This is a genomic window from Streptomyces sp. NPDC059224 (genome assembly GCF_042754285.1).
Lineage (GTDB): Bacteria > Actinomycetota > Actinomycetes > Streptomycetales > Streptomycetaceae > Streptomyces.
Genome location: NZ_JBHZAN010000054.1, coordinates 37,999 through 51,644, shown reverse-complemented (window position 1 = coordinate 51,644; position 13,646 = coordinate 37,999). Strand labels below are relative to the sequence as shown.

At 72.1% G+C, this 13,646-nt stretch carries 9 protein-coding genes; 2 read left to right on the top strand and 7 right to left on the bottom strand.

Going from position 1 to position 13,646, the window contains the following annotated elements:
• Positions 1 to 114: 114 nt before the first annotated feature.
• The gene (locus tag ACFXI4_RS39935) at positions 115 to 537 is read right to left on the bottom strand and encodes a subtilase-type protease inhibitor (RefSeq protein WP_385001154.1); all 423 of its coding nucleotides are present in this window, start codon (positions 535 to 537) and stop codon (positions 115 to 117) included.
• A gap of 323 nt (positions 538 to 860) precedes the next feature.
• On the opposite strand from ACFXI4_RS39935, the gene ACFXI4_RS39930 reads away from it, so the two are divergent.
• Positions 861 to 1,391 carry a hypothetical protein gene (locus tag ACFXI4_RS39930; protein WP_385001151.1) on the top strand — a complete coding sequence of 177 codons (531 nt, stop codon included), beginning with the start codon at positions 861 to 863 and terminating at the stop codon, positions 1,389 to 1,391.
• Between the two features lie 103 nt (positions 1,392 to 1,494).
• Here the strand turns inward: ACFXI4_RS39930 and ACFXI4_RS39925 are convergent, their stop codons facing one another.
• The 4 genes from ACFXI4_RS39925 to ACFXI4_RS39910 form a co-directional block, all read right to left on the bottom strand.
• The gene (locus tag ACFXI4_RS39925) at positions 1,495 to 3,126 is read right to left on the bottom strand and encodes an RICIN domain-containing protein (RefSeq protein ID WP_385001148.1); all 1,632 of its coding nucleotides are present in this window, start codon (positions 3,124 to 3,126) and stop codon (positions 1,495 to 1,497) included.
• Positions 3,127 to 3,592: 466 nt separating this feature from the next.
• The gene (locus tag ACFXI4_RS39920) at positions 3,593 to 3,970 is read right to left on the bottom strand and encodes a toxin Doc (RefSeq protein ID WP_385001145.1); all 378 of its coding nucleotides are present in this window, start codon (positions 3,968 to 3,970) and stop codon (positions 3,593 to 3,595) included.
• Positions 3,971 to 3,973: 3 nt separating this feature from the next.
• Positions 3,974 to 4,213 (bottom strand): hypothetical protein, encoded by a 240-nt coding sequence (locus ACFXI4_RS39915; RefSeq protein WP_385001142.1) that lies wholly within the window; start codon positions 4,211 to 4,213, stop codon positions 3,974 to 3,976.
• Positions 4,214 to 4,329: 116 nt separating this feature from the next.
• Positions 4,330 to 7,425 (bottom strand): glycoside hydrolase family 2 TIM barrel-domain containing protein, encoded by a 3,096-nt coding sequence (locus tag ACFXI4_RS39910; RefSeq protein ID WP_385001139.1) that lies wholly within the window; start codon positions 7,423 to 7,425, stop codon positions 4,330 to 4,332.
• A 271-nt stretch (positions 7,426 to 7,696) separates the two neighbouring features.
• On the opposite strand from ACFXI4_RS39910, the gene ACFXI4_RS39905 reads away from it, so the two are divergent.
• Positions 7,697 to 10,078 carry a SpoIIE family protein phosphatase gene (locus ACFXI4_RS39905; RefSeq protein WP_385001136.1) on the top strand — a complete coding sequence of 794 codons (2,382 nt, stop codon included), beginning with the start codon at positions 7,697 to 7,699 and terminating at the stop codon, positions 10,076 to 10,078.
• Between the two features lie 18 nt (positions 10,079 to 10,096).
• Here the strand turns inward: ACFXI4_RS39905 and ACFXI4_RS39900 are convergent, their stop codons facing one another.
• Together ACFXI4_RS39900 and ACFXI4_RS39895 are read right to left on the bottom strand one after the other, a co-directional pair.
• Positions 10,097 to 11,926: a stealth family protein gene (locus tag ACFXI4_RS39900; protein ID WP_385001133.1), complete on the bottom strand. Its 1,830-nt coding sequence runs from the start codon at positions 11,924 to 11,926 to the stop codon at positions 10,097 to 10,099.
• A gap of 16 nt (positions 11,927 to 11,942) precedes the next feature.
• Positions 11,943 to 13,640: a stealth family protein gene (locus tag ACFXI4_RS39895; RefSeq protein ID WP_385001130.1), complete on the bottom strand. Its 1,698-nt coding sequence runs from the start codon at positions 13,638 to 13,640 to the stop codon at positions 11,943 to 11,945.
• Positions 13,641 to 13,646 lie beyond the last annotated feature (6 nt).

Here is a 13,646-nt window from a genome sequence, read left to right as displayed (position 1 = left end):
GCCCCACACTGCCCGCCGACCCCCGGTGCGAGATCGCAGGTTCCCCGTCCCAGGGGCCGCACTCCCCAGTTGCGGACCTGTTCCGGCAGTCACGAGGACCGTGCGATCCCGGGCTCAGAAGGAGAAGACGCTGACGCCGTAGGCGTCCCTCATGCACTGGTTGCCGAAAGTGCGTTCATAGGAGACGCGCTTGCCCTGCCAGACACCCTCGACCGTGACCACGACGGGGTCGTAGAGCTTGGTACACCACACGTCGGTTCTGGGCGCCAGGGCGTCGAAGTCGCCGCCGGCGCGGGTCAGTTCGGCGCAGGCCTGGGCGGCCGCCGGGTGAGTGCCGGACGCCGCGGGGGCGCAGTTGAGGGTGACGGCGCGTTCGGGCGTGGCGGTGGCCGCCTCCGTGCCGTGGCCGGTGGTGAGCACCAGGGCCGAGGGCGCGTACAGCGAGCTCGGGGCGGCGACGGCGGCCCCGGTCAGGGGTCCGCAGACGGCGGCGGCCGTGAGGCCGAGGGTCGCTGCCCAGCGCGCGGTGGTTCGCATTGTGTGCATCCTTCCGCTCGATTCGACGGGTGCCGTCCACGGCCCGGTGGGTGCCGGGGCGGCGGGCGCCACTCTGCCGAGTCCGCCGTCGAAACACACATCGAACCCACGGGTTTCAGTAACATTGCGTATTGAATCAGTGGCGTGAAGTCACGGAGTTCCTGCGCGTCGACCGCCCAACGGTGCGGTTCTTGATCGCTCGAAACGGCCGTATGGCCTGTTCTCACCGCCTCGTTAATCGTCCTGAAACATTCCGCTTCCGCTGTCGGCGGACTTCTCCGAGAGCCCTTGCCTTCGCGCGGTGACGGAGTAATCGTCATTACATGATTACTCAGGAGCAACGCGAGAAGGTGCGCGGCTGGTTCGCCGGCCGGCTGCCCGACGGCCTGTTCGAGGAACTGGTCGAGGTGACGGTCGACCGCGAGGAGGTCACCGTCGTCGGGCGCATCCCGGGGCCCAGGACGGCCGAGGGCGTCTCGGACGCCGAGCGGGAGGCCGCCGTGGAAGGCCGGATCCAGGAGTTCCGGGAGCGCACGCGGGAGACCCGGATCGAGGTGGCCCGGGAGGCCGAGCACCAGTTCCGCCGCAAGGTGTCCTGGGGCGTGGAGTGCTCCGGACAGCGCGCCCTGTTCACGCATGTGGCCGCGCCGGTGATGACCCGGTTGCGCCAGCCCGAACGCCAGGTGCTGGACACGCTGATCGCCGGGGGCGTGGCCCGCAGCCGCAGCGAGGCGCTGGCCTGGTGCGTGCGGCTGGTCCAGAGGCACACCGACGACTGGCTGACCGAACTCCGCGACTCGCTGGAGCATGTCGAACGGGTCCGGGCCCAGGGGCCCGACACCGGTCAGCCCTGAGACCGCCCGGCACCGGAGTGACCGCCGGACCCGGCCCGGCACCTCGGGTGAAGCGCCCAGGCCGTGTCCGCAAAGTCCTGTCGTCCGCTCGTGATCAATGCACCTAGTTGCCGGAGAGTTCCGCCGGCTGGGCCGAAGGCCCTCCGGTTCCGGCGATGGAGAAGGAGCCCGAGCTCTGCGTCGGGGCCGACGGGTCCGTCAGCCAGTGCTGGGCGCTGGAGCGGTCACGGACCTTCACGACGACGTCGGCGCCCTGGTCGGCGCCGGCCGTGGCGAGGGCGAGGGTCCGGTCCCAGCGGGGCAGCAACTCGCCCTGGGCGGTGAGGTCGTAGCGCACGTCCGCACCGCGTTCGGTACCGGCGTCCGCGCAGGTGCCGAGGATGACCACCCCGCCGTCCGCGTGCGAGTCCAGGCACAGTCCGCGGTCCGCCACGCTGCGCAGCTCGCCGTCGCTCTCGTAGGCCCACTCCTGGGTCGAGGACGAGGAGCACACCGCCAGGACGACGCCCGCACCGGCCTTCGGCGCGCCGTTGATGTCCAGGCACAGCTGGGCGGCGACGTTGCGCAGCCGGGTCTCGTGGGCGGCGGCGGGCAGCCCGGCGGCCGTACCGGTGGTGGGCGTCGCGTCGGGGTCGGAGTCGCCCGGCACCAGGCCGGCGGAGGCCACGGCGTCGCTGCCGTCACCGCCGCCCGACAGCGCGCTGACGGCGAGGACGGAGGCCAGCAGGCCCGCCCCGGCGACGCCGACACCGGTCAGCAGTGTCTTCGACGACCAGGACCCCGGCGGACGGCGCACCGGCACGGTGATGCGGGCCAGGATCCGGTTCCGTGCCGTCGCCCGGCGGCGCCCCCCTCCGGAGCGCCGGGAGCCCGACCGGGTACGGGGCTCGCCCTCGCCGCTCCTGCGTCCCGGCCGCGTGTCGAGGTAGCGGCGGGCCCCCCAGCCGAGCACCGCTTCGACGAGCAGCGCCCCCAGGCCGCCCTCGACCTGGCCGAGTTGTTCGGCGGCGGCCCGGCAGTACGGGCACTCCGCGAGATGCGCCTGGACATCCGGCAGCAGTGCGCCGCCCCGGCGCAGCGGAACGTCCAGCAGCCGGTTGTAGTAGCGGCACTCCTGGGACGGCGCGAGTTCGCGGTGGGCGCGGACACAGCCCTCCCGGAATTTCTCCCGGGCGTCTTCGAGCGCGGCCTCCGCGGTTGCCGTGTCCATGCCCAACAGACCGGCCGGTACGGATATCGGTTCCGCCTCGACCTCGACGTGCCAGAGCAGACTCTGGGCGAGCAGGGGAAGGCCCAGGAATGAACGCTCCGCGAGGGTGCGGTTTTCCGGTGTCATGGACTTCGTGGCGCGCATACCACGCCCACCGGCCGGTTTCCCGAGGTCCGGAAGAACCTCTGATATTCGGTCCTCGGCGGACCAGTTGGCGACCGTGTCACGGACGGAGACCAGCAGCCGGGGCCGGAGCGCGTCGGCGGTCTCCCCCAGCGCCACCCGGTCCAGCACCTGGTGGAACGCGGCGGCCGCGACCATGTGGGCGACGGGCCCGGAGACTGCCAGACAGATGACCGCGTATTCCTGCACCGGGCGCCAGTGCCGGGCCATGAGCAGCGCGGCGGACCGGGAGGCCTCGATGTCGGATCCGGCGCGCAGCGGGGCGGCGAGGGACTCGTCGGACTCCCCGGCACCACCTCCCGGCGGCGGATAAGGGGGGCGAGGCGGGTGGGGGGTGGGCACTGAGCGGATTCCTTTGGTGCGGTGGTGCGTACCTCTTCGGTGCGCGTACGGCGAGCGGGAATTGACCGGTATGGCGTCGGTCGCGTTCCCCAACTGCGGAATAGTTCCTGGCCATTACCCCCCGCGGGGATGTTTCACCCTCGCACAAGTCTCACACAAGCAACAAGGCGCCTGTACGACATCGACGGCATTGACAGAATGTCAGAAAGGCGGCCGTGGCCATTGTCCTGTCACGGCCGTATTCACTTTTACGCACACCCCGTGTGAACGGTGCGTCCACTCCGGCCCCTCGCACACGCTCCCGGCCCACCCGTGCGGGTGGTCCACTGGTCACCGGCCTCCTCGTACGGCCCCGCACGGAACGGCGGCTCTTCCGTGCGAAACAGGTCGCCGGCCCCGTTCCTTCCGCCCGCGGCCGGCGACCCCCGAGGCGCCGGAGGCGGCCCGACCCGCAGGTCCGGGCGGGTCAGAACTGCCAGGAACGGAGCCGGTCCGCCGCCGCGTAGACGTCGGCCTTGCCGTCGATCAGGTCGCGGGCGAGATCGACGAGGGCCCCGTAGGGCGGGTCGATGCCGACGCCGCTGACGAACATGTAGGCCACGGCGGTCGCGCAGGCGAACCGGGCGTTGGCCGAGGGCAGCGGCTTGAGCAGGGCGAGGGTGTGCAGCAGGGCGGCGGCCCGCCAGGCCGGGTCGGAGTCGACCCCGAGCCGGGGCGGGTCGACGCGGTGCCGGGCGACGGCGGCGACCAGTGCCGAGAAGTCGTCGACGATGGGCTGGTCCGGCAGCACCTCCTCATGGCGCTGCAGGAGCCAGGGCACGTCGATGTGGATGACCGGCGGCATGGCTCAGGCGGCCTCGCCCCTCGCGGGCGGCTCGTCGTCGGGGAACGCGGCCGCGAACTCGGCGGCGTGCGCGGCGAAGAACCGGCGGAACTCCTCCGCCCCCTCCTGCAGCGCCCGGTGCCGGGCGATGTCGGCGGCGGCCGCCTCACGGACGAGGGCCTTCATGGACGTCCCGCGCTCCTTGGCGATCTGCCGCAGATCCTCTAGCTCGCGGTCGCTGAACTCCACGTTGAGAGCTGGCATGTCCTTCACCGTACCGTGCGGGTACTCACTCGTAAATATCCGCAGGTCGGGGCGGAATCCCGCGGTACCTACGGGCGCGGCTCGCCGGTCAGGCGTACGAGCCGCGCCCGGCGGCGTCAGATGTCGAGCCTGCTGATCCGCAGCGCCCCCGCGGACTGTCCCGGGTGGGCGCTGGTCAGGGTCAGCCGGAGCCGGGAGCCGGCGGTGCGGGAGAAGGTGATGACGGTCGGGGTGTCCGACGAGGTGGCCCAGTCCACCGCCGTACCCTCCACCGGGCGGTACGCCCTGCCGTCCCAGACCGCCACCTCGACGGAGGCGGGCAGCGCATGGGTCGCGTCCACGGTGAAGGAGACCTCCGCCCGGTCGAAGGTGCGGTTGCGTCCGAAGTCGACCGACACCCAGTCCTCGGTGCGGGCACCGCTGAACGCGGGCAGCAGGGCGGTGGCCGACTTGGCGAAGGCGTTGGACCAGCCGGTGGCCGGGTCGCCGTCGAGCATGGCGGCCGGGAGGGTGTCCGGCCGGCCCGAGTAGCTGGCGTCCGGGTGCGGATGGACCGGCGGCGCCGGACGGTCCGGGCCGAAGTCGGGGGCCGGGGTGCGGACCGCGACACGGGCGCGCGTGGTGCGGACGGTGGCGGTGTCCCCGCGCAGGCCGTCCGCCCGTGCGCTCACCTTGAGCGCACCCGGCTCCGTACCCGCGCGCACGACGGCGAGCGCCTTGCCGTGGAAGGCGGTCCGGGTGCTGGCCTGGTAGCGCTCGGCGCTCTCCTCGCGGCCGTTGTCGAGCCCGGCGAGCGAGCCGCCGGAGACGGCGAAGGAGAGGAGGTGCGCGGCGTCGGGCACCACCACGCCGTGCGCGTCGACGATCTCGGCGGTCACGAAGACCAGTGACCGGCCGTCGGCGGCGAGGGACCCGCGGTCGGCGGTGAGGCGCACGGCGTGCGGGGTGCCGGCGGTGCGCAGGACGTCGGTCGCCACCACCTTGCCGTCGCGCCGGGCCACCGCCTTCAACTCCCCGGGCCGGTAGGGCACGTCCCAGGTCAGGTGGAGTCTGCCCGCGCTGCCGTTCGGGCTGGTGTAACTGCCGGGGTAGGGGCCGGTGGTGAAGGTCTTGTCGTCACCGGTGGCCTCGGTGGTCTCCAGGTAGGTACGGCCGTCCGTCGTCGTCTTGGTGTCGAACCTCCGCACCCCCAGCGACTTCCCGTTCAGGAACAGCTCGACGTCGGGCACGTTGGCGTACGCCCACACCTCGACCGTGTCCCCCGGCTCGTGGTTCCAGGTCATCGGCAGCAGGTGCACCATGGGCTCGCGCACCCACTGGCTGCGGAAGAGGTGGTACATGTCCTTCGGGAAGCCGGCCGTGTCGACCGCCCCGAAGAAGGACGCCTTGACCGGGAACACGTTGTACGGGGTCGGCTCGCCGATGTAGTCGATGCCCGACCAGAGGAACTGGCCGGCGAACCACTTCCGGTCCCGGTCCTTCTTGTGGCCGTACTCGCCGCTCATCGTCCAGGAGGCCAGGTTGTTGTCGTACGACGAGGTCGCGCGGCGGCCGGGGGTGTGGTTCTCACCCGTGTTGAGGTGCTCCGGCTCCTGGTACGCGCCGCGGGTGGAGGTCTCCGAGGAGGACTCGGACTCGAACAGGAACAGGTGCGGGTAGGCCGCGTGCAGCGCGTCCACGGACTTGGCGGTGTTGTAGTTGAGGCCGAGTCCGTCGAGCTTGGCGAGCATCAGGTCGGCGGCGGAGCCCGGCTTCGGCACGCTGCGGTACTTGTCGGAGCCGATGACCAGCGGGCGGGTGTCGTCGGCGGTCCTGACGGCGGCGATGATCCGGTCGGCCATGGCGAGGCCCGCGGTGGAGGTGGAGTCGGGGATCTCGTTGCCGATGGACCACAGCACGACGGCGGGCGAGTTGCGGGCCGCGAGGACCATCTCGGTGGCATCGCTCTCGCACCACTCGTCGAAGAACCGGCCGTAGTCGTAGGTGGTCTTGCCGGTCCGCCAGCAGTCGAAGGCCTCCACCATCATCACGATGCCGAGTTCCTCGCAGACCTCGATCATCTGCGGCGAGGGCGGGTTGTGGGAGGTGCGGAAGGCGTTGACACCCATCGACTTCATGATGGTCATCTGCCGGCGCACCGCGTCGGCGCTGATCGCGGCGCCGAGGGCACCCTGGTCGTGGTGGAGGTCGACGCCCTTGATCTTGGCGGGCACGCCGTTGAGGGAGAAGCCCTCGTCCGGGTCGAAGCGGCAGTCGCGGATGCCGAAGACCGTGCGGTAGCTGTCGGTGGTGGTGCCGCCGACCCGGAGTTCGGTGTGCAGGGTGTAGCGGTGCGGAGCCTCGAAGGACCACAGTCTCGGCGCCGCGACAGCCAGTTCATGGGTCTCGGTGGCCTCACCGGTGACGGTGGCCGTGGAGGACGTACGGGCGGCCGTACGGCCGTCGGGGCCGACGATCCGGGAGACCACCGTGACGTCCGCGCCCGTCCCGGACTCGTCGACGACGGTGGTCCGCACCCGCACCACGGCCCGCTCCGCGGTGATGTCCGGTGTGGTGACGTACGTCCCCCAGCGCGCCACGTGCACGGGGTCGGTCACCACCAGCCGGGCCTCGCGGTAGATGCCGCTGCCCGAGTACCAGCGGCTGCTGGGCAGCTGGTTCTGCACCTTGACCGCGAGCACGTTCTCCGTGGCGCCGTCGGTGTGCAGCAGTCCGGTGAGGTCGAGGGCGAAGCCGGTGTAGCCGTACGGGTGCCGGCCGGCCTGGGTGCCGTTGCAGTAGACGTACGAGTCCATGTAGACGCCGTCGAACTCCACCGAGATCCGCTTGCCCGCCCAGCCGGGCGGCAGGGTGAAGGCCAGCCGGTACCAGCCGAGGCCGCCGGGGAAGAAGCCGGTGCCGCTGGTGGTGCCGTGCTCGGTGGTGGGGGTCTGCTCGATGCTCCAGTCGTGCGGCACCGCGACCCGGCGCCAGGCCGAGTCGTCGTACCCGGGGTCGGCGGCGTCGGCGTAGGCGCCGGTCGGGTCGGTGATGCCGCCCGGGTCGACCAGCGCGAACCGCCAGCCGTCCCGCAGGGGGAGCGTGCGGCGGCCGGTGACCTGCGTGGCCGTATCCGCCGCCGGGACCGCCCAGGCGCCCGGGGCGCCCAGCAGGGCGCCGGCCGTCGGGGCTGCCGTGGCGGCTGCCAGAAGCGATCTGCGTGTGACCGTCATGGTGCGGCTCTCCCTCATCAGGGCCCAGAACTACTCACAACTGATCGTGGCCAAACAGATTCTGACGCCGTGCCACGTGCGGCAGTCAAGGGTCCGGAGGCGGTCGGCCCCGGTTTTCGTCCCGTCGACCGGCCTTTGTTCGGCTCCCCGGACGGATCCGGTCCCGGCCGACCGGCCGCCGGCGCCTGCCGGTCACGGGTGGGTCCGACGCACTAGGCTGAACACCTGTGGTGCACCTGTTGACGGTGAGTGTGCGCTTGGGAGTGGCGAGATGAGCCGGGTCTATCCCTTCGACGATGCGGCGACGGCCCGGGCCGTCATCGACGAGGACGGCACACTGGCCGAGTGGAACGAGGGCGCGCGACGGCTCCTCGGCCACCCGGCCGACGAGGTCGTGGGCCGGCCCGCGCCGCTGCTGCTGGCCGGGGCCCCCCCGCCGGTGCCCGTCGGCGACCGCTGGGACGGCACTCTCGAACTCCGGCACCGGGACGGCCGTACCGTCCCTGTCTGGCTGGTCGCCCACCACCGCACGGCACACGACGAGCGTGCCGGACGCTGGCTGGTCTTCTCCCCGGTGCCGGGCGACGTTCCGGCCGCCCTGGACGATCCGCTGGCCACGGCCACGCTGATCCAGTCGCCGTGCGCGATCGCGGTCTACGACGAGCGGCTGCGGCTGCGCCGGGTGAACGACGCGATGGCCGAGGTCCTCGGGCTGCCCGAGGAGCGGATCAAGGGGCTCAGGATCACCGAGATCAGCGGCAAGCCGCAGAGCGAGGAGCTGGAGCAGGACATGCTCCAGGTGCTGGCCACGGGCCGCCCGCTGGACGTACAGAGCTACCTGCGTACCGGCGGCGAGAAACGGGCACACGCCTGGCTGGCCCGGATGGCGCCGGTCACCGACGCCGCGGGGCGGGTGCTGGGGGTGAGCCTGGCCGCACACAACATCACCGAGAACTACCTGGCCAGGAAACGGCTCCAGCTGGTCAACGAGGCGAGCGTGCGCATCGGCACCACCCTGGACGTCAGCCGTACGGCTCAGGAGCTGGCGGACGTCTGTGTACCGGCCCTGGCCGATTTCGTCACCGTCGACCTGCTCGACCCGCCGGACAACGGCGCCGACCTCCCGACCCGGCTGACCGCGCCGGTCACCCTCCGCCGTATCGCGCACCAGTCCGTGCTGCCCGACGTCCCCGAGGCGGTGCTCAAACCCGGTCACAACGAGTCCTACCCGACCTCCTCCCCGCAGGCGGACTCGCTGACCGCCGGGCACACCATCGTGGCCCAGGTGGCGTCCGGTGAGATGACGCAGTGGCTGACCTGGCACGGGCCGCGCGCGGAGCGGGTGCGCGAGTTCGGCATCCACTCCTCGATGGCGGTGCCGATCCAGGCGCGCGGCACGACGCTGGGGGTCGCCGTGCTGACCCGGCACCGGCGGCCCGACCCGTTCGGCCCGGACGACGTGCTGCTGGCCGAGGAGATCACGGCCCGGGCGGCCGTCTGCATCGACAACGCCCGCCGCTACTCCCGCGAGCGCGAGACCGCGTTGGCCCTGCAGCGCAGCCTGCTGCCGCGGACGCTGCCGCACACCGCCGCCCTGCAGGCCGCCTCCCGCTACCTGCCGGCCGCCCGGGCCGGGGTGGGCGGCGACTGGTTCGACGTGATCCCGCTGTCCGGGCTGCGGGTCGCCATGGTCGTCGGGGACGTCGTGGGCCACGGTGTGCAGGCGTCGGCGACCATGGGCCGGCTGCGCACCGCGGTACGCACCCTGGCCGACATCGACCTGGCCCCGGAGGAGCTGCTCACCCACCTGGACGACCTGGTGGTCCGGCTGTCGGAGGAGCTGGGCGGCGAGGGCAGCCCGGGTGAGCTCGGCGCGACCTGCCTGTACGCCGTCTACGACCCGGTGTCCCGGCGCTGCGCCATGGCCCGCGCCGGTCATCCGCCGCCCGTCGTGCTGCGCCCCGGTCACCGCCTGCACGAGGTGGACCTGCCGGCCGGTCCCCCGCTGGGCCTTGGCGGGCTGCCGTTCGAGTCCACCGAGATCGAGCTGCCCGAGGGCACCGTGCTGGCCATGTTCACGGACGGCCTGCTCACCTCCCAGCAGCGTGACCCGGACGCCGGACGCCGGCTCCTCCACGAGGCGCTGGCGGCCTACAGCGACTCGCTGGACGAGACCTGCGACCGGATCCTGCACGCTCTGCTGCCGTCGGGCGGCGCGGCCGACGACGTGGCCCTGCTGCTGGCCCGTACCCAGGGCCTGCCGCCGTCCCGGGTGGCGACCTGGGACGTGCCCGCCGACCCCGCCCTGGTCGCGCCGATCCGCAAGCAGGTGGTGGAGCAGCTGGAGGTGTGGGACCTGACCATGGCCGCCTTCACGGCGGAGCTGGTGGTCAGTGAACTGGTCACCAACGCCATCCGCTACGGCGCCCGCCCCATCCGGCTCCGCCTGATCCACGACACGACCAGGCTGATCTGCGAGGTCTCCGACACCAGCCACACCGCCCCGCACCTGCGCCGGGCCAAGACCTGGGACGAGGGCGGCCGGGGCCTGCTGCTGGTGGCGCAGCTGACCGAGCGCTGGGGCACCCGGCACACCGGCGAGGGCAAGACGATCTGGGCCGAGCTGTCGCTGTTCCCGCAGGACGTCGCCTAGCGGCGGTCGCGGGCCTGGTCAGTCATGGCGTTGTGCTTCCTTTCGCACCGGCTGGGTGGGGATCATCGTCGTGAGCGGGGCTGCCGGGCGGGCGGTGTCGCCCGGCGCTCCCTCGAAGCGGCTCGCGAACGGGTACTTCCGGTCCAGGAAGGCGTGGATCGCGGCCTGTGCGGCCCCTCTGGTCTCCGGGGGCGTCTCCACGTCGTTGAGGCAGAAGAAGTCGACGTCCTCACCGGCCGTCAGGCGGGCCAGGCGGCGGCGCATGTCCGGGGTGCCCAGCTGGACGTAGCGGAAGCGGTAGTCGGCGGGGACGGCCCGGCCGGTGGCCATCGCCCAGTGGTGGTGGAGCGTGGACGCGGGGGCCACGTCGGAGGTGGCACGGAAGCGCGAGTAGGTGGTCCGTTCGAGTTCCTCGATCCCGAGGCTCTCCATCTCCCGCATGACCGACAGCAGTTGGGGGTGCGGGGTGTGCAGCGACTTGTGCGTGATCTGTCTGCCGTGGAAGCGCCTGATCACCTCACGGGCGTTCTTGCCGGCGGAGTTCGGGGCCGGTTCGAGCGGGTGCGGGTCGCCGACTCCGAGTTTCAGGGGGGAGAGCGGGATCCGGGCGATGCCGTTGCCGTGGAAGAAGTGCCCGGGTCCTACCGGGCGGTTGATGAAGACGTCGTCGTTGAAGTAGAGGTAGTGCTCCGACAGCCCGGGGATGTGGTGCAGACGGCTTTCTATCGCATGGGAGTTGAAGACGGGGAGCGCGTCGGCCGGAAGGATGTCCCGGTGGTCGATCACCGTCAGACCCGCCGCGTCCGCGTCCAGCCAGGCGGGGATCTGGGAGTCGGTCACGAGGTAGACGCGCCGGACGAACCCGGCGTACATCTCCAGTGAGCGCAGTGCGTACTTCAGTTCGTCATGGCTGGTGTAGCGGGAGGCGCCGGTCTCGCGCGGAGCGATGACGTTGTCGGAGAGTTCCTGATGGGCGCGGCGCTTCGCGGCCATCGCCGGGTCGTCCCCGTCGACCCAGGTGTACACGGCGTCGACGGGGAACAGCACCTCGTCGATGCCCGGCTCGGCGAACGGGGCGAAGGTCGGGACGGTACGGCCGCGGCCGGCCGCGGGCCGCCGCGCGGTCACCGGCAGCACCTCCGCCACGGCGTTGCGGCGCGGGGCGACGAGCGCCGGGCCGAAGACGTCCGGCAGCCTGCTGCCGGGCACGGTGAGCCAGGCGGGATCGGCGGCGGTACCCGGGGCGCCGCCCGCGACGGTGCCGAGGTCACGGCCATGGCGCCAGAACTCGATCTCGCATCCCGTCTCCAGGCCGCTGAGCACCTGGCCGGCCGGGCCGAGGCGCACCACACCGGTGCGGAGCACCGGGGCCCGCCGCACGGCCCGCGGCAGCCTGCCGTCGGCCCACAGCACCGCGGTGGTCACGGTGCCGTCCGGTCCGACGGCACCGACGTACCCGGCGGTGCCCGCGAAGCGCTGGGCGGCCCGGGCGAGGACCGCGCCCCGGTACGACTCCTCGACGCCCACGACCTGGCCCGGCGCGCCGTGCCCGTGCTCGGAGGGAACCAGGAAGTACGGGACGCGCAGCCCTTCCAGCAGGGTGCAGACGCGTTCGAGATCGGCTTCGAAGGCGTCCGTGGCGGTGTACGCGGCGACCGTACGGCCGTACAGGCGCGCCGGTCCCAGGGTGATCCCCCGGGTTCCGGGCACGGCGGCCCGCAGGCGTCGTCGGGCCCGGGTCGCGCGCAGCGCCCAGAGCCTCGCCGACAGCCAGGCCCACAGGCGCGTCAGAAGGCTCCCGGCGGCCCGCAGGCCGGCGGGCGCGGTGAAGCGGTGACGGATGTCCATGCCCCCTGGTCCCCCGTCAGTCCTGCTTCTCGAAGGGGCTCGGGAAGGGGAAGTAGTCCTCCAGGAACTCGCTCATCCGGACTCCGACCCGCTCCCGTTCCTCGGGCGCCACGTCGACGTCGTTGAGGCAGAAGAAGTCGAAGCGGCGGTTGCGGCGCAGATCGGCCAGGCGGGCCTCCGCGTCGGGGCGGCTGATGTTGACGTACCGGAAGCCGAACCGGCCCGGCACGCCGTGGCCGGTCATCAGGGCGTACTGGTAGAGCAGCGGGGCCGTCAGGGCGATGTCCTGCGGCGACCGGAAGCGGGACGCCGTGGTGCGGCGGATGTCCTCGGGGAAGAGCTCCTCCAGGGCCTGCAGTGTCTCCCGTTGCTGCGGCAGCGGGGTGTGCATGAAGTTGTTCGTGGTCATCCGACCGAACTTCTCCAGCAGCAGCCGGCGGACGTTCTTGCTGGCGGAGTTGGTGGCCGTCTCCTCGGCGTGCGGCTTGCCGACGCCGATCTTGAGCGGGGACACCGGGATCTTCATCAGACCGCTGCCGTGGAAGAAGTGCTCCGCGGTGACCCGGCGGCCGACGAACACGTCGTCGTTGAAGTAGAGGTAGTGGTCCGACAGGCCGGGGATGTGGTGCAGCCGGGTCTCGATCGCGTGCGAGTTGAACACCGGCAGGACGTCCGCCGGGAAGATGTCGCGGTGGTCGACGACCGTGATCCCCGGGGCGCTGTCGTCGAGCCAGTGCGGCTTCTGGCCGTCGGTCACGACGTAGATGTGGCGGACGAAGTCGGCGTACATGGCGAGCGAGCGCAGTGAGTACTTCAGCTCGTCGTGGCTCGTGTAGCGGGAGGCGTTGGTCTCCTTGTCCAGGATCTCGGCGGTGCCGCGCTCCTGGTACCGGGCGCGCTTGGCGCGCATCTGGGGCTCCTCGCCGTCCACCCAGGTGTATACGACGTCGACGGGGAAGGTGACGTCGTGCACGGTCGGCTGGGTGAGCGCGACGAAGCTCGGCAGTTCCCGGTCGCCGATCCGCACCACGGCCGGCTTCTGCTCGGACGCCGGCAAAACGTCCGTGATGCCGTTGTTCCGCGGTGCGACGAGGGACTCCGCGAAGATGTCCTCGGACGCCTGCGGCTGGACCGCGGCCAGCCGCCGCGGGCCCTTGTCGGAGGCGAGGAGTTCCGCCCCGTCCTCCCAGAACTCGACGTCGCAGGCGAGCTCCGGGCCGGCGAGCAGCTGGCCCGCGGGGCCCAGGTGGTTCTCGCCGATGCGCAGGACCGGCGCCGTGCGCAGCGCGGCGGGCAGGGCGCCGTCCATGAACAGGGCGGGGTGCTTGAGCTTCCCGCCGGGCAGCGGCCTGCCGATGAACACCGCCGTGCCCGCGTTCCGCGCCTCCAGTGCGATGAGGAAACGCTCCCGGTCGAGGGCGTTCACGCCGAGGGTGTGACGGGTGCGCGAGGCCGGTACCAGGAAGTAGGGGATGCCTTCCTGCTCCAGCACGGCGAGGACCAGGCCGAGGTTGGCGGCGGCCGCCTCGGCGGCGGTGAACCGGGTCACGACCCGCCCGTAGAGCTGCTGGCCGCGCACCGCCACCGGGCGGAGCACCGGGTCCGTGACCGCTGCCCTGCGGCGGCGGCGCAGGGTCCGCAGCTCCCACACCTTCTCGGCGGCCTTCCGCTCGACTCGCGGTCGTACCCGTCGGGCAAAGGAACGCACCGTCACGTTCTG